The following is a 15,950-nucleotide window of genomic DNA, read 5'->3' on the forward strand; positions in this document are numbered from 1 at the left end:
CAGATGACACACATTAAGGCGTGGGTGCTGGCGACTGTGGGGGCAGTAGGTGGCGCGATCTCCGCCGCAATGGGAGGATGGTCGCAGATGCTCACAGCCCTGCTCATCGTCATGGGGGCCGACTACCTGACCGGGCTGATCGTAGCCGGGGTGTTCCACCGGTCGGGCAAGTCGGCAGATGGTTCGCTGGAGAGCCGTGCAGGGTTCAAGGGGCTCTGTCGTAAGGGGGCCATGCTGTTGGTGGTGTTGCTAGCGGCTCGGCTGGACTTGGTGATGGGCACCAGCTTCATCCGCGACGGCGCGGCCATGGCTTTCCTGGCCAACGAACTGCTCTCGGTGGTAGAGAACGTGGGTTTGATGGGAGTGCCCATCCCCAAGGTGATTGCGAGCGCCATCTCGGTGCTCCAGTCCAAAGCCGATAGCGCTGGCGAGGCAGAATAGATACTGACGGGCCCTGCCATCTGGCGGGGCCTGTTTTGGCATAAGGAGGAATTGAGATGTCCAGCTACATTGACCAGCTGAAGCAGTCAATGGAAGAAGAAAAGAAAATGTACGAGATGGCCCAGGCCCAGCAGACGGCCACCCTCAACCAGCAAAAAGACCCCATCAAGGAAGCTGCCAACAAGCTGCGGGGAGACACCTACACCAACTCCCGCCTCTCGGCAATTGGGAACAACGAGGCATTGGCCCAGAAGGGACTGGCCGGCGGGGTCTACCAGGAGCCTCGTTCGGGTTATTCCGAGACTTCCCGCATTCGCCAGGACACGGCGCTGCGCAATTCGCTCAATGCGGCCGACCTGGATGAAGCCAAGAAGATTGCCGAGATCGAAGCCAAGATCAAGGATTTGGGCTACGATACCAGCAAACAGATTGCCGCCTCCAATTCCAAGTGGAATGAAAAGATCGCTGCTGCTGTAAGGGAGGATGAATTGCGCCGGCTGCAGCAGGAGAGAGAAGACCAACTGCGCCGTGAGCAGTGGGAACGAGAGGATCGCATCCGCAAGGAGCAGCAGGCGCTTCAGCGGAGTATGGCCAGCTATTCGAGAGGAAGTAGTTCTTCATCAAAATCTGGGACAACTAGAGTCGAGGATTTGGAGAAGGAGTACCGTGATCTTTTGGCCCAAAAGACAAAAGAGCACAAGGTCTTAGATGCAACTAGTATGCCTGATATTAGAGAGCGGCAAGACCGAGCATATGGAGAAGTTTTGGAGCAAATGAAGAACAATTTATCGACTGATGACTATATTAAAATTGCAGAACTTTTGAATGTGCCGGAATATTTGAGATAAAAGGAGTAAATTCATGATAAAGGTTGACTATTCTGGACTTTCTGAAGAAAAAAGAAAAGAATTGAGGCTTGCTAAAAAGAGATATGAGAAGCAAAAAGCATACACTGCTCAAATTCGTGCAATGGGGCAATCTGGATTTGGGGGGCCTATAGATACCAGTTTGCCGGTGGCCCCAAAAATGAAATCAGTTGATTCTTTCAAAAATCCTGACGGCAGCATCAATGCCCAGAGCGCGGCAGCAGAGGTCTACTCCATTGGCAAACAGCAAAAGGCGAAGACATCCACAGAGAGCCAAGACGGCCTGAAAGAAGACCTGGAGCGTTTTGCCAAAGAGGAAAAGGAAAAGCAGATTGCCAGCGCCTATGAGGACGCGGCAAAGGCCTACATGCTTCGCCAGGGTGGGTTTGCAGATGAGGCTGCACCTCATGCCGAGAAGGCGGGGCAACACGTCGGGCAGGCAGGACAGTTTAAGGCCACTTTGAACTCACTCAAAACAGAGGAATACGAGGCAAAGCAGCGGGATGAGCTGGCTAAGATGCGGAGTATTCGGCAAAGCGAAGACTATGAGGAATACTCCCGGAAAGGCAAGGCTTTAGACAGCGGGGAAGGGGCTTTCCAGGTGGCTGGTGAACTGGCCAACCCGGTGGAGTTCGTCAAGCGAACCGGGCAGTCTGAATTGACTGACAGCGGCACGGGTGTGGCAGTGACCTACAACAAGGGCGCCCAACCAAAGTACAAATACCTTACCGAAGAGGAAGTCAAGGACTACAACTATTTTCTGGGCAAAGGCGACAAAAAGGCGGCCCAGGAGTACCTCAAACTCCTTGACCGTGAACTGAACAAGAGAGAGTCTGCCTATGTGGCCCAGACAATGAAGGAGACAGCCCAGGAAAACCCCGCGCTGGGAGTGGCTCAGAATATTGCCTCCTCAGCGGTGTTGGCCCCGATTTCCTTTTTGCCGACGGTGGGGCAGAACATCAAGAACAAGGTCACAGGAGAGTATGAGCCGGTCGACGCCTATTCGCCCCTATCCGTGGGAGCTGTTGTCGATGAAGCCACTCGAGAAGGTCTCACAGAAGGGAAGCCCGGGTGGCAGCAACTGCTCATCAACACCGGTCTTTCGGTGGGCCAGATGGCTGCCAAACTCCCTGCTGGAGCGGCCAGTTTGCCACTGATTGGCTTAGGAGCGGCCGGTAGCGCCAGCCAGAGCGCAGCTGCCAAAGGCGCCACCGCAGAACAAGCTTTAGGAATAGGCCTGGTCAACGGTGCTGTCGAGATGGCGACCGAAAAGCTGCCCATTGACCGATTTTTCGGGCTAAAGGGCCAAGGCAGCAAAGCTGGCATTCGGCAGGCGGCCAAGGAATGGGTCAAGCAGATGGGAGTTGAGGGCTCTGAGGAACTCATCTCCGAATACGCAGATACGGTAGCAGACATTGCCATTATGGGGGACAAGTCGGACTATGTGCAGTACCGGAACGCTCTCTTGGAGCAAGGAGTCAGCGCAGAAGAAGCGGAGAGGATGGCGGCAACACAGTTTTTTGTCAAAAATCCGGCGGCCTCTTTTACGGGCGGTGCTCTTTCGGGTGCGGTGATGGGGCCTGCTGCCACTGCTCTTGGCGATATTCAAACTGCCAGAACAGGAAAAAGACTGAAAAACAGCGGTGACCTTCCAGCACTTTGGCAGGAAGGTCTGCAAGCACCGTCGGACAGCAACATCTACCAATCGGCAGATTCTGCCATCCAAAAAACAGCCCAGGGACAGAAATACGGAAATCTGGAGGCTGGGCGCTATTACCAGCAGCTTCAGGAGGCCAAGATTGTCAACCCCGGCCATTTTCTCGACGCAGATAGCAAAGCTGCCCGGCAACAGGCGGTTTCTGCCAAGGTAGCCGATGAAGTACAGCTGCAGAGTGTAGAAAAACTGGTGACCGGTAAAGGGTTGGGGCTGCAGTATGTCTACCAGCCAGACAGCGGCGTGGGAGGGATGATTCAGGGAGACACCATCACCATCAACCTGGCCCACCCCGACTATGCTATGAACACCGCAGTTCATGAAATCGGGCACAGCGTCCGCCGGGGGGATGCACAGAAGTACCAGCGCTTTGAAAACTCTGTTTTAAAGCTGGCAGACAGCAATCCCGAATTTGGTAGGGTGGCCAAGTCGGTGGTGGACACCTACTTAGGAGAGGGCAGCCCAGTGAGCCGACAGTTTTACGGACAGGACGGCAAAATCCAGCTGGAGGCCATCCAGGAGGAGGTCTCGTTGAAGTTGGCGGAGCAGCTTGTTTTCGACCCTGTGAAACTCACCCAGGCAGTGCAGAAGGATCGCACCTTGGCGACCACCCTGTTGGATTTTGTCAAGGGAATCAAGAATCAGGCGGCCATCAAGTTGACGGGCAGCCAGAAGGCGCAGCTGGAGGAGTCAGAGCGCACCCTTGTCAATATGCTGCGGGGGAAGGCTGGAATGGTTGATGGGAACTTCAGCATTCACAGCGACGCAGGAGGCCGCCCTTTTGTCGTTATTGATGAGGATATTTTGGAAGGGGTCCCCGATGGAGAACAGCTCAAATACATCCGTGCAGAGCTAAAAAAACGGTATCCCAATGGGTTTGAGCGTGATGGATGGAAGATAGAACTCACTTCAAAAAGCGCAAAAGAATTTACTGGCTCGAAAAGCACATTTGGCCTTAAAAGAGATAGTCGAACTGCTTTTGAAGATAAGATGCGAGCAGCGGCGAACCTAGATGAAATCATTGCCGTCGCCGAAAATATTCGTCAAGAGTCACCTAAACATGCGAGAAAGGATAAGATTCAAAGTTTTAATAGGGCTGATGTCAGAATCCGAGTGGGTAAAAATGATTATTCCGCCGAAGTGGTGACAGGAATATATCCTGATACTCGAGAAATCTTTTATGACATTGTTAAAGTTTCCCCTATACAAATAGAAGATGCATCCGCTAACGGCACTGTGCAAGAGAACCCTGCACGCCGAGGAACGGACACATCCTCTATTATTAGTATATCTAATTCTGATGGGGAAGTCAACGGGAAGCAATCCCTTCAGCTCACGTCCTTGACCAGTGAAGACGGCGGCAGCTTGCAGGACTATATTCTGAAAAAATACGGGACTGCAGCGCAAACAGCCACACCTCAACTCTCTGACCTTCCCCAAGGCATCCCGGCAGCTGATGTTTTCAAGGCAGTACCCAAGAAAAGCGACCCGGTGGGCATCGAGTATTTCACCGACCCACTGGGCTTGAAGCGAAAGAAGTTTGTCCCCTTGCCCATCATACCGAAAGAGGCCCCCACCCGCAACAACGATGTCACCGCCCGGGCGGCGCTCGCATCGGGTAAAGGCCAGCTTCCTGCTTTCAGTATAGCAGATTCGGCGGGTGGAAAACAAGGGTTTGGCTCTCGATCTGTCGGGGCAGCGGAAAGCAATCCTGGCAGTTATAGCGCCATGCAAAACCAATATGGCACCATTCCGCCGGGCGAGAAGCCTGTGCGGGTGGTGGACGTGCCCAAGAGCACCGACGGGAAAGACAAGGTGAGCCAGTACGCCCGCACGGTAATGGAAGCAGAAGCGACCCCTGACAGCATGATTCCCGCTCACGAAAAACAGGTGGAGATGGGTAACTACTCCCATGAGGTGGTGACGGATAAAACCTCGCTGGCGAAGGCCGATCAAACGGTGGAGCGGAAGGGGTTTGAGGGGGCGTTGGATCAGTGGAGAGATGCCCAGGCCTACAAATCAAAGGTGACAAAAGACGACATAGCCTTGGCTCAAAAGCTCTACACAGAGGCGGCGGCCGCCGGCGACACGAAGCTTGCCATGCAGCTGACGGCGGAACTGTGCCTTGAAGCGACCCGAGCAGGCCAGGAAGTGCAGGCGTTCCACCTACTCAAAAAAATGACCCCAGACGGGCAATTGTACTACTTGCAGCGGGTTGTGAACCGGATGCAGGGAGACCTCGACCAGAGAATGGGCAAACGCGCTCCGACGCTGGAGATTAACGAACAGTTGGCGGGTGAGTTGCTGCGGGCGCAAACGCCAGCAGAGGCGAAAGCTGCTGCTGAAAAAATACAGCAGGATGTGGCGAACCAGGTCCCTCCCACTTGGGTGGACAAATGGAACGCGTACAGATATTTTGCGATGCTGTTTAACCCCCGCACCCACGTCCGCAACATCTTAGGGAATGCGATGTTTGTTCCTGTCCGAAAGTTCAAGAATGTCATTGGTGCAGCGTTGGAGGGGCTCTCAATAATCCCCACGGACGAAAGGACAAAAGCAATTTTAAAAGCCAAGGACAGACCTCTTGTAGACTTTGCCAAATCGGATTTTGTGGAAATTGAAGAAGCCATAACCGGTTCAGGTAAGATGAACCCCAAGTCACAAATACTGGACAAAAGAAGAATTTTTGGGCCTGAGTTTATGGAGCGAACCCGTAAGTTCGGCTTTGACTTGCTGGAAAAGGAGGACGCATGGTTCCTGCAAGGGGCTTATGCCGACAGTTTAGCCCAGTATGCCAAGGCCAATGGATACACCCCTGAATTCCTGAAGAGTGGCACGAAAGAGGCCAATTCGGCTTTACAGCGGGCCAGGGAATATGCCATCACAGAGGCGCAAAAAGCTACCTACCGAGACGCCAGTACGCTGGCAAACCGCCTGAACAAAATATCTAAAATGAATTGGGCTGCCAGCGTTATTGTTGAAGGAGTCATGCCTTTTAAAAAGACACCAATCAACATCCTCAAACGGGGCGTCGAATATAGCCCTATTGGATTGATGAAGGGACTAGGGGAGCTTGGCTATGACCTCGTGAAAAAGAAAAAGACCACCGCCCAGGTAATCGACGATATTTCTGCCGGTCTGAGCGGTACAGCCATCATGCTTTTAGGGGTTTGGCTCTCTCACATGGGAGTGATTTCTGGCGCCGGCGAAGAGGGGAAGGAGGGGGAGTTCGAGCGGTTGCAAGGCGAGCAGAACTACGCCTTGAAGATCGGTGATTTCTCCTACACGATTGACTGGGCAGCACCAGCAGTGATTCCTCTCTTTGCAGGGGTCGAATTACAAAAAAGCATAAAGGAGAGTAAAGGCGAAAAGTATACCTTCTCCCGTTTCGTTGATTCGACCACCAAAATAACAGACCCGGTATTCGAGATGACCTGCCTGCAAGGAATAAACAGCGCCATCAGGTCGGCCCAGTCGAACAAGAGCAACCCGGTAGCCGCCGTGGCAACCAACGCCGTGGCGAATTATGTGTCTCAGGCAGTCCCCTCCCTCGGTGGAGCTGTGGCGAGAACTATCGACGGCACTCGGCGCTCTACATACGTGCAGAAAGATGGGCCAGTGCCCAAGGTGGTTGCAGCGACAGAAAAAAAGATGGCCGCCAAAATCCCCGGCGTTACTTTTGGCCTAGAACCTTTTGTTGACAGATGGGGGAGAACGCAGAAGAGTGGCAACATCATCAGCAGAGCTGCGCAGAACTTTATCAGTCCGGGCTATGCTTCCATCAAAAATCAAACCCCGGTAGACAAAGAGGTGGAGCGGCTCTATAGATCTACCTCTGAAAATACGGTTTTGCCCAGTTCTGCTCCTACCTCTTGTCAACAAGGAAACACCACCTACCAATTCACGCCGAAAGAATATACGACTTTTCAGACCACCATGGGGCAGACAGCGTACAAAGCGCTGGAAGAGCTGTTTGAAGATCGCAGATACAAAAACTTGAGCGATCAGCAAAAAGCACAGGCGGTAGAAAAGGTCTACAAATACGCCGGTGAAAAGGCAAGAAAGGAGTTTTTCACTGGGCGGGACCTTTCCTATGACGATGACACGGTACAGAAGGCTGACAAGATGGGCGGAATCGTCCAATATGCTTTGGTCTCTACAACCATCAGCAAGGTGACAGGCAACAAGGATTCCTCTGGCAAAACCATTTCGGGGAGCGCAAAGGAAAATAAGATTCGCGCTCTTACGAGCATAGGCTATACTCGCGCAGAGGCAGAAGCCATCTACGAAAAGTCCAGATAGCAAGACGCCGCTCCATCCTTTTTGGATGGGGCGGCATTTTGCTGTTTTGTTTTACCCACGCACCCGCGCAGGGTGCGACGAGAATTATTCAAATAGGGATTTGCGCCTATAAAAGTAAATGATAAATGGTGTATAGTACAATGCAGGAACAATTATCCCGACGGAGGCAATCCCTCCAATGATGCTGCCTATAAGAGTGGCACTTATAAGAGTCATAAAAATATTGAAAATAATATAGAATAAGCCTCTTCCAAGGAAAGTGCTGTCCAGCTTTTTAAATTTTGAAGGAAGGGTAAAAATACAAAATAGATTTACACCTCCCTGAATTATGCGAAGGAACTCATATCCGGCATATAATCCTTCATTTGGCTCAAACGTTGGGAGGACGGGGCATACAGCAATAAGATAACTCCATATACCAGATACTAAGATGAACGGAACCAACATCCAAAACCAGAGAGAGGAGCGCAGCACCTTCATCCAACCGCACTTCATGCCACTGTTTTTTATATGCTGCTCAAAATATTCATCTTGCGATAGGCTAGGGACGCTTTCTTTAGGATTTGCAGGCTTTTTAGAAAGTTCTGTTTTGACAGTCGAAACAGTAGCTAATTCTGTTTCCGGCTCTGGTGTTGCAACAGGAATAGTAGGTCGAATCGGTGGGGCAGCGGGTACGGGGGCTTTCTTTGCTACACGTACTTTTACTATTCGAGCAGGTTTGATAGAATTGGAGATTAACAGCTCGGAAGAGACTGGTTTGGTGACACTAAGCGGCGCCTCCACTGCTTTTTCCCTAGGTTTAGAAAAGTCCACCTTTTTCTTCTTAATAAAGAAGAAGTAGTATCCAAATCCTCCCAGAGCCAGGGCGACAGATAGAACGGAGAGACCGACAGTAGAGGCTTTATAAAGGCCGAGTTGACTTTGTATGTTTCTTAATTCTTCTTCGCGAGCAGATTTTCCTTTTTCTAAACCTATATTAAGGCCAGCATTGTAGCCAGTTTCGTGGCCTTCGCGATAGCCTTTGTCGTACCCCAAAGACTTCCCTTTCTCAAAGCCATCACTATACGTGGGTTGCTCGTACCCAGACCAGTCAACATTGTATGCCGCACTTGCAGGAACAATCAAAGCAAAAAGTACAAAAACCACTACAAAAAGACTCAGAGTTTTTTTCATGTAGCACCCCTCCTCCCCTCATTATATTGGGAAAAGGGCAAATAAGCAAATATTTCCTGATTTTCTATACTGCGACAGCGGACAACTCAGGCTGCTGCGATGAAAGAAAGTTTGCGGTCTGCTCGAAGCTGGACCCCAGCCACACGGGGATCTGTTGGTGCGGGATGATGACCGACATCCGATGATGAACGCTGTGTGCCGACTGGTTGGCGGCAGTGGTGAGGATGACATACTGCTCTTGTCCTTCGCTTTCGCGATTTCAATCCACTCGCTCCACGGGGAGGGTGAGACGCTATACCCTTCATGTTGACCTATCGTCTGTCCGAGGACTCGTCTCCATGCAAAAGCAGCATTTCAACAATATTAACCAGGTAGCGATCCACGACAACAGCTATGGTGTGTACCCAGACGAGATTGCCGGGCTGTGGGGATGCATAAACAACATACTCAAACAGCTTGCAAAAATTGTAGAAGGCTAAGTGGGAGGGAGCCCCTCCCACTTAAAAATTTCCTAACCTGCCCATTGTTTTATATACAATCTCTAAGTCGTGAAAAACTCTATCTTTTAATTTATATTGTTTAAGTCCGCCTACGGGCCTCATTCCCCGACTGAGTGTTTGTTGCAAATCAGAAGTTATCCAATAGCGTGTAGTATCAATATCGGATATATCACCGTCATAAATAGCGATATTCATGATTTTAGTGTTATCTAACAGACTATTAAAACCGTTAAATCCTATTCGTTCAAAAGAAATCAATATCTTGTTTCCATTCTTTATAAACATAATAAGAATATTTTTGTCCTCTGGTGTTAGTTGATCAATAAATTCGTTTATACGCTCAATGGCCTCTTGATTTTCCTCTTCATTTTGCTTCATACGATAATTAAACTCTCTTGCATTATTAAAAGCCTTTTTTATTCCATTTATTATTAGCTTAACAAATTGAATAAGCAAAAAACAGATACAAAAGGCAAGAATACCGACAGATAATTTTCCGATTTTAACTATTACCCGGTTATCTTCAGGCACTATAAGAAGTGTTAATATCGCACCTGCAATCGAGATAACTGACGGAATTAAATGTTTTTCTATAAATATTTTTAATACATCAGCAAATTTATCCATGATTCATCCACCTATTGATATATTGAGTTTATATTATACATCAAAAGATAAAGTTAGACAATCTATCTTGTTTGGGCCAATTTGGCTCGAAGTGTAGGACAGTAAGATGGTAGCTCTGCGGGGCCGTCGTTCTTTGTGGAAGGAGGTGACACATGGTGGGCATCCTGCAGGCAGTTGAGTCAGACAAACAGTCGAATTTGTAACCCACTTTATAACCCACTTTTGTTCCAGAAACACTATTTTTGCTCTATTTTAGTTGTCTTTGAATCTGCAAGAAATGCTTTAGTTAAGCCATTTGTTGGCGAATCGAATTTCTGAATTTGAAACAAAACTAGTTCAAGTCTCGTCAGCGGCACCAAAAGACCTATCTTCCCCTGGGGGACGATAGGTCTTTTTCTGTGTTTTCAATCGCGCTGCATGAGGGGGATGGCAACATGCCGTATTTTGATAAATTGGAAGTGGGCGAGGCGGCTATGGACCATACGATCAGAAAGATAAAGCAGTCAGAAATACCGCTGTTATCTGATTTTCTGTATGAAGCAATATTTGTTCCGGAAGGGGTCGCACCGCCGCCAAGGGAAATCATCGACCGGCCGGAACTTCAGGTCTACACATCTGCTTTTGGGGAGAGGGACAGCGATATTTGCTATGTTGCAGAGGTGAACGGCAGGGTCGTTGGGGCTGTATGGGTCCGCGTGATGGACGATTATGGGCATATCGACGATGAAACACCCTCTTTTGCGATTTCTCTTTACAGGGAATACCGGAGTCAAGGCATGGGCACGGCATTGATGAAGGCGATGCTCGATGAATTGAAAGAAAGGGGCTACCGGCGAGCTTCCTTGGCGGTGCAGAAGGCGAACGGCGCACTGAACATGTACAAAAAGCTTGGCTTTGAAATAGTAGACGAAAAGGATGAGGAGTATATCATGCTCCGTCATCTGTGTTAGAGGGACAATGCCCCATCTGGCGGGATGCTCGGCAGTTCGATGTATGGTCTCGTTCGCCGTGCGGGTCCGATTTCCCCGCGTTCCCCTTAAAAACGCAATGGCGCTCAGGATGGGCACACCTCACAGCGCGGCGCTGGACCCAATTTCGATTGCGTTCAGCGCTCTTTTTGCGCTCGTACTCGCGAATAAAAATGGCATCTTTTTGGCAGTTCCGGCGGCTTGTGGGCCGCCCTTTTTTGGTGCGGGGCCTTTGGGGGAGCGGCCCTTCGGCGGGTTAGAAAGGGGGGGCTTCTTTTGGGCGGGGGAGCTCTCGACGGAAGGTTCTCCTTTTGGGCGGGTGGGTTTCTTTTTGGCGTTCCGGCGGCTTGTGGGCCGCCCTTTTTTCTTTGGTGCGGGGCCCTTGGGGGAGCAGCCCTTCGGCGGGTTAGAAAGGGGGGCTTCTTTTGGGCGGGGGAGCTCTCGACGAGGGTTCTCCTTTTGGGCGGGTGGGTTTCTTTTTGGCGTTTCGGCGGCTTGTGGGGCGGTCTTTTTTCCTTTGGTGCGGGGCCCTTGGGGGAGCAGTTCTTCGGCGGACTTGAAAGGGGGGCGGCTTCTCTTGGGCGGGGGAACTCTCGACGAGGGGGGCTCCTTTCGGGCGAATTTTCTTTTGCTGGGATTTGCCTTTATAGGCTGCCGGGCGGCTTCCTTTTTTCAGAGAGTGACTCAATCTTCCCGGGCCGGGACAAGCGTTCGATCGCTTGCTCCGGCTTTTTTTGTGTGCGGGGAGCACTGGCGGGGCGCCCTCTGCGGAGGGGGCGGCTGGTTCGCAGTGGGGGCGGGGGAGGCCCTGCTTGGGGGCCCTGCCGCTCAGCGGGCGCTGGCGGGGGGCGGAACACGGGCATGTTGACTCGGACGGAGAGCACCGGTTTTGCGTGGTAGAGTGGTCATAGGGCGGGGCGTTTCGGCGCTGCGCGGGGAAATCCGGCGTCCGCGGCAGGGGGGGGCGGGGAAGGCGCCCTGCTTCCGGCCCGGGAAAGGTGGGGAAGAGATGTGTCAAAAGGGGAGTTTATGAAATGAGCGGTTTGGCGGTGAGGGGCGCGGCGGAGGAGGTCAAGGCCCGCATCAGCCTGCCGGAGGCGCTGCGGCGCTACGGGCTGCCCACCTCCCCCCGGGGGCGGATCGCCTGCCCCATCCACGGGGGGGAGGGGCCCAACTTCGCCTACGACCAGCGGCGGTTTCACTGCTTTGTCTGCGGGGCGGGGGGCTCGGTGATCGACCTGGTGATGGGGCTTTTCGGCCTGGCCTACCCCCAGGCCCTGGTGCGGCTGGACGAGGATTTTTCCCTGGGGCTGTTGCTGGGGCGGGGGGACGGGCGGTCGCGGCGGCAGGCGGCCGAGGCGGCCCGTCGGCGGGCGGCGGAGAGGGAGAGGCGAGAGACGGGGGAGCGGGCCTACCGGGCCCTGGCGGCGGCCATCTGCGCCGAGGTGCGGCAGCTGCGGCTGCGCGCCGGGGAGCCGCCTCCCTGGAGCGGGGAGGGGGAGCCCCCGCCCCTGCCGGAAGACTGGGTGGAGGCGGCCCACCGGCTGCCCTACCTGGAGCACTGGCTGGAGGAAAACGAGCGATTTGAAAAATGGGAGGCGAATGGACATCGAGGCCATACAGATACCAAATTACACCCGGGAGGACTACCTGGAGGGGACGGACCCCTACGAATTCCTCTACCAATTCGCGGGGGACCCCTTTGTGCTGGAGCGGCTGGCCCAGCGGATGGGGGAGCAGGCCCGGCGGCTGCGGGTATACGGGTTCAAGAGGACCTTTGGCGAGTACGCCAAGAAGCAGCGGGCCCTGCTGGCCCCGGTCTGCGGCCAGGGGGTGACCCGGTTTGCGGGCCAGCCACTGGAACTGGCCACCGGCCCCTGGCGGGCCGACGGGGAGGGGGTGGCGATCTTTGAGGGGTACCGGGAGATGGAGGCCTGCAACCACCCCATCCTCCCGGTGATGCGGCTGGTGAACATCGACACCGGGGTGGAGAAGATGGTGCTGGCCTTTTGCAAGGGGGGCCGCTGGCGGCAGATCACCGCCGAGAAGCGGACCCTGGCCAGCCGCCGGGAGATCTTGGAGCTGGCCAACGCGGGGGTGGCGGTGACCTCGGAGACGGCGGGGACCCTGGTGCGCTATCTCCACGACATCGAGGGGCTCAACTACGAGCAGATCCCCGAGCGGCGGAGCGTGGGGCGGCTGGGCTGGATCGAGGGGGAGGGGTTCTCCCCCTACGTGGAGGAGCTGGTCTTTGACGGGGACCAGAGCTTTCGCCCCTTTTTCGAGAGCGTGCGCACCCGGGGCGAGTGGGAGAGCTGGCTGGCCGTTGCCAGGGAGGTGCGCGCCGGGGAGGGGATCGCGGCGCGGATGGCGCTGGCGGCCTCCTTTGCCAGCGCGCTGGTGGGGCCGCTGGGCTGCCTGCCCTTCTTTTTGCACCTCTGGGGCGGCACCGAGACCGGCAAGACGGTGGGGCTGATGCTGGCCGCCAGCGTCTGGGCCGACCCGGAGATGGGCCGGTACATCCACACCTTCAACCCCACCGCCGTGGGGCGGGAGCGGTCGGCGGCCTTCTGCAACGCCCTGCCCCTGATTTTGGACGAGTTGCAGATCGCCAAGGACAAGCAGACCTTTGACAAGGACATCTACCTGCTGGCCGAGGGGGTGGGCCGCACCCGGGGCACCCGGGAGGGGGGGACCGACCGGGTGCCCACCTGGCACAACTGCATCCTCACCTCGGGGGAGATGCCCATCACCAGCGCCTTTTCCGGCGGGGGGGCGGTCAACCGGATCTTGGAAGTGGAGTGCGGCGAGCGGCTCTTTGCCGACCCCCGGCGGGTGGCGGCGGCGGTGCGGCTGCACCACGGCCACGCGGGGCGGCGGTTCGTGCAGCGGCTGGACGAAGCCGGACTGGCCGAGGCGGCGGCCCTCTTTGAGGGGCACCGGGCGGCTTTGGGCGAGGGGGACGCCACCGAAAAGCAGGCCATGGCGGCGGCCCTGCTGCTGACCGCCGACGAGCTGGCGACCCGCTGGCTCTTTGCCGACGGGCGGGCCCTGGAGCGGCGGGAGGTGGCGGAACACCTGCGCAGCCGCGCCAGCGTGGACCAGAACGGCCGCTGCTACGACTACCTCTGCGAGTACGCGGTGCAAAACCGCCACCGCTTCTGCGGCGAGAGCGAACAGACCGAGGTCTGGGGCGCCCTGGAGCCGGGGCGGGTCTACATGGTGCGCAGCGCCTTCGACCGCATCTGCCGGGAGGCGGGCTACGACCCCCGCGCCTTTTTGAGCTGGGCCCGCCAGGCCGGGCGGATCGATGTGCGGCCGGGAAAGGGGTTCACCCTGACCCGGCGGATCAACCACGCCCCCTGCCACTGCGTGGCGCTGCGGCTGCCCGGAGAGGAGGACGACGGGGCGGGGGAGGCGGTTTAAAGGGCGAGCGGAGCGGGTGTCGGCCGGGTTGTGGGCTGGGGAGAGAGGATGGACTTGCTGCCAAAAGAGGGGGGATATGGGGCGTTGCTGTCAGAGGGGGCGGCGGGGCGGCCCCTGTGGCGGGGCGGCTGCGGCTGGGCCCTGGGGGAGAGGCGGAGCCGCCGAAGGGGGAAGGGCTGGGGGCAGGCTGCCGCCGGTCGGGCGAGCGGGTCTGTGCCACCGTGCGAGTTGTGCGAGGAAATAGAGGGGGTCCTCTTGTGGAGAGGAAAATTTGCGCAGGGGGCGAGACTGACTTTGGGAAGGCTGGGGGGAAAAGAAATATCCCCTATAGGGGAGAAAAAGAGGTGGCACAGTTGCACGGGGGGCCAAAAAGGGGATGGGGAAGCCAAAAACGGGGTGCGAGGAGAGGTGGCACAGGGTGGCACCTTTGGCACCCGGAGGGGAGGGTGTGCCACCGTGCGAGTTGTGCGAGGAAATAGAGGGGGTCCTCTTGTGGAGAGGAAAATTTGCGCAGGGGCCGGGGCCGGTTTTGGGAAGGCTGGGGGGAAGAGAAATACTCCCTATAGAGGAGAAAAAGAGGTGGCACAGTTGCACAGGGGGTCAAAAAGGGGATGGGGAAGCCAAAAACGGGGTGCGAGGAGAGGTGGCACGAGGTAGCACCTTTGGCACCCGGAGGGGAGGGCGTGCCACTGTGCGAGTTGTGCGAGGAAATAGAGGGGGTCCTCTTGGTGGGAGGAAAATTTGCGCAGGGGGCGGGGCCGGCTATGGGAAGGTTGGGGGGAAAAGAAATATCCCCTATAGAGGAGAAAAAGAGGTGGCACAGTTGCACAGGGGGCCAAAAAGGGGATGGGAAAGCCAAAAACGGGGTGCGAGGAGAGGTGGCACGGGGTGGCACCTTTGGCACCCGGAGGGGAGAGGCGTGAGAGGATGAGAGGAGAGAAGATGGAGAGACAGCGGAGCGGCAGGGCCGAGAGGGGACGGCTGTGGGGGTGAGTTATGGGTTATACCTGGCCACCACCGCCGACGAGTGGGAGCTGCCCCTCTGCGTGGGGACGGCGCGGGAGGTGGCCGACTACCTGGGGGTGAGCCGGGCGACCCTCTACCGGGAGATCTGCCGGCCCCGGGAGGGGCTGAAGCGGGGGTACCGGGTATACAAGATCGAGGAGGACGAGGAATGACCGAGGAGAATCGGGCCAAGGTGCGGTGGCTCTCCCGCTACCAGCGGCTGGGGCAGCGGGTGGACGAGCGGTTTGAGGAGCTGGCCGCCTGGCGCAGCCGGGCCACCCGGATGGGGCCCCGCCTCACCGACGGGCCGCGCGCCCTGCGGGAGGGCAGCCGCATCGAGGAGGCGGTGGAGAGGATCATCGACATCGAGGGGGAGATCGCCCGGGAAATTGACGAGATGGCGGCGGCCCGGGGGGAGATCCGGGCCGCGGTGGCGGGGGTGGAGGACGACACCCTGGCCCTGCTGCTGGAAAAGCGCTATCTGGCGGCCAAGACCTGGGAGGAGATCGCCGGGGAGATGGGGTACAGCACCATGCAGGTATGGCGGCTGCACCAGAAGGGGCTGGAATCGCTGCCGCGGGGGGCGGAGAGGGGCTTTGGGTGACACTCGGCGGCAGGCGGGGAAAGAGGGCGGGCCCGCCTTGGGGAGAGCCGTGCGGATACATCTGGGCGCTGTTGAATGGGCGCCGCTGCGGGGAAGCGGCTGGAAGCGGGGCGTTTTGCGCCCTCTGCGGGGCTTTTTTGCTCTTCTTTCTCACCGGATGACGGTGCGGGGCGACTTTCCCCCCTCTTGTGCGGCTGGCGGGTCTTTGGCGGGGCGCGGGGACGACAGTCCGGGCGCGCAGATTTTGAAGTCCGGGGAAAGGGGCGGCAAAGGAGGGGCACATCCCGGGGATGGGCGGTCTTTCGGGGGTGCTGATTCGGCGGT

The 15,950-nt window shown here is 56.1% G+C and carries 9 protein-coding genes and 2 pseudogenes; 8 read left to right on the forward strand and 3 right to left on the reverse strand.

What is annotated here, in order from left to right; genetic code table 11:
* Positions 1-3: 3 nt before the first annotated feature.
* The 3 genes from KQI11_RS07670 to KQI11_RS07680 are packed head-to-tail and all read left to right on the forward strand — an operon-like array spanning position 4 to position 7,323.
* A complete protein-coding gene (locus tag KQI11_RS07670) occupies positions 4-441 on the forward strand; it encodes a phage holin family protein (protein WP_353653943.1) in 438 nt (145 codons plus the stop codon).
* A 56-nt stretch (positions 442-497) separates the two neighbouring features.
* Positions 498-1,289: a hypothetical protein gene (locus KQI11_RS07675; RefSeq protein WP_216401698.1), complete on the forward strand. Its 792-nt coding sequence runs from the start codon at positions 498-500 to the stop codon at positions 1,287-1,289.
* Positions 1,290-1,302: 13 nt separating this feature from the next.
* The gene (locus tag KQI11_RS07680) at positions 1,303-7,323 is read left to right on the forward strand and encodes an LPD3 domain-containing protein (RefSeq protein ID WP_216401699.1); all 6,021 of its coding nucleotides are present in this window, start codon (positions 1,303-1,305) and stop codon (positions 7,321-7,323) included.
* A gap of 84 nt (positions 7,324-7,407) precedes the next feature.
* Here the strand turns inward: KQI11_RS07680 and KQI11_RS07685 are convergent, their stop codons facing one another.
* The 3 genes and pseudogenes from KQI11_RS07685 to KQI11_RS07695 all read right to left on the reverse strand — a co-directional run bounded on the left by KQI11_RS07685 (position 7,408) and on the right by KQI11_RS07695 (position 9,623).
* Complete coding sequence (locus tag KQI11_RS07685; RefSeq protein WP_216401700.1) at positions 7,408-8,496, reverse strand: FliH/SctL family protein; 1,089 nt, start codon at positions 8,494-8,496, stop codon at positions 7,408-7,410.
* A gap of 64 nt (positions 8,497-8,560) precedes the next feature.
* Positions 8,561-8,731 (reverse strand): annotated as a pseudogene (locus tag KQI11_RS13505) (SOS response-associated peptidase family protein); the annotation flags it as partial.
* A 265-nt stretch (positions 8,732-8,996) separates the two neighbouring features.
* Entirely contained in the window at positions 8,997-9,623 is a 627-nt protein-coding gene (locus KQI11_RS07695) for a super-infection exclusion protein B (protein ID WP_185914979.1), read from the reverse strand.
* A gap of 473 nt (positions 9,624-10,096) precedes the next feature.
* Here KQI11_RS07695 and KQI11_RS07700 point away from each other — a divergent pair, with 473 nt between their 5' ends.
* The 5 genes and pseudogenes from KQI11_RS07700 to KQI11_RS07715 all read left to right on the forward strand — a co-directional run bounded on the left by KQI11_RS07700 (position 10,097) and on the right by KQI11_RS07715 (position 15,626).
* On the forward strand, positions 10,097-10,573 hold the full coding sequence (locus KQI11_RS07700) for a GNAT family N-acetyltransferase (RefSeq protein ID WP_216401726.1): 477 nt from the start codon (positions 10,097-10,099) through the stop codon (positions 10,571-10,573).
* 1,052 nt (positions 10,574-11,625) lie between these two features.
* A pseudogene (locus tag KQI11_RS13510) lies at positions 11,626-11,883 on the forward strand (CHC2 zinc finger domain-containing protein); the annotation flags it as partial.
* A gap of 310 nt (positions 11,884-12,193) precedes the next feature.
* Positions 12,194-14,017, forward strand: coding sequence for a DUF927 domain-containing protein (locus tag KQI11_RS07705; protein ID WP_216401701.1), 1,824 nt, complete (start codon positions 12,194-12,196; stop codon positions 14,015-14,017).
* 989 nt (positions 14,018-15,006) lie between these two features.
* Positions 15,007-15,195, forward strand: coding sequence for a hypothetical protein (locus tag KQI11_RS07710; RefSeq protein ID WP_185914981.1), 189 nt, complete (start codon positions 15,007-15,009; stop codon positions 15,193-15,195).
* Positions 15,192-15,626: a hypothetical protein gene (locus KQI11_RS07715; RefSeq protein ID WP_216401702.1), complete on the forward strand. Its 435-nt coding sequence runs from the start codon at positions 15,192-15,194 to the stop codon at positions 15,624-15,626. The genes KQI11_RS07710 and KQI11_RS07715 overlap by 4 nt, the downstream gene beginning before the upstream one ends.
* The last annotated feature ends 324 nt before the right edge of the window (positions 15,627-15,950 follow it).

It is taken from the genome of Acetanaerobacterium sp. MSJ-12, from assembly GCF_018917875.1.
In the GTDB taxonomy this organism is placed as follows: domain Bacteria; phylum Bacillota; class Clostridia; order Oscillospirales; family Ruminococcaceae; genus Bittarella; species Bittarella massiliensis.

Bases quoted from the DNA above. Each gene is read 5' to 3' on its own strand.
- KQI11_RS07670 (WP_353653943.1), top strand. From the start codon at position 4: ATGACACACATTAAGGCGTGGGTGCTGGCGACTGTGGGGGCAGTAGGT.
- KQI11_RS07675 (WP_216401698.1), top strand. From the start codon at position 498: ATGTCCAGCTACATTGACCAGCTGAAGCAGTCAATGGAAGAAGAAAAG.
- KQI11_RS07680 (WP_216401699.1), top strand. From the start codon at position 1,303: ATGATAAAGGTTGACTATTCTGGACTTTCTGAAGAAAAAAGAAAAGAA.
- KQI11_RS07685 (WP_216401700.1), bottom strand. From the start codon at position 8,496: ATGAAAAAAACTCTGAGTCTTTTTGTAGTGGTTTTTGTACTTTTTGCT.
- KQI11_RS07695 (WP_185914979.1), bottom strand. From the start codon at position 9,623: ATGGATAAATTTGCTGATGTATTAAAAATATTTATAGAAAAACATTTA.
- KQI11_RS07700 (WP_216401726.1), top strand. From the start codon at position 10,097: ATGGACCATACGATCAGAAAGATAAAGCAGTCAGAAATACCGCTGTTA.
- KQI11_RS07705 (WP_216401701.1), top strand. From the start codon at position 12,194: ATGGACATCGAGGCCATACAGATACCAAATTACACCCGGGAGGACTAC.
- KQI11_RS07715 (WP_216401702.1), top strand. From the start codon at position 15,192: ATGACCGAGGAGAATCGGGCCAAGGTGCGGTGGCTCTCCCGCTACCAG.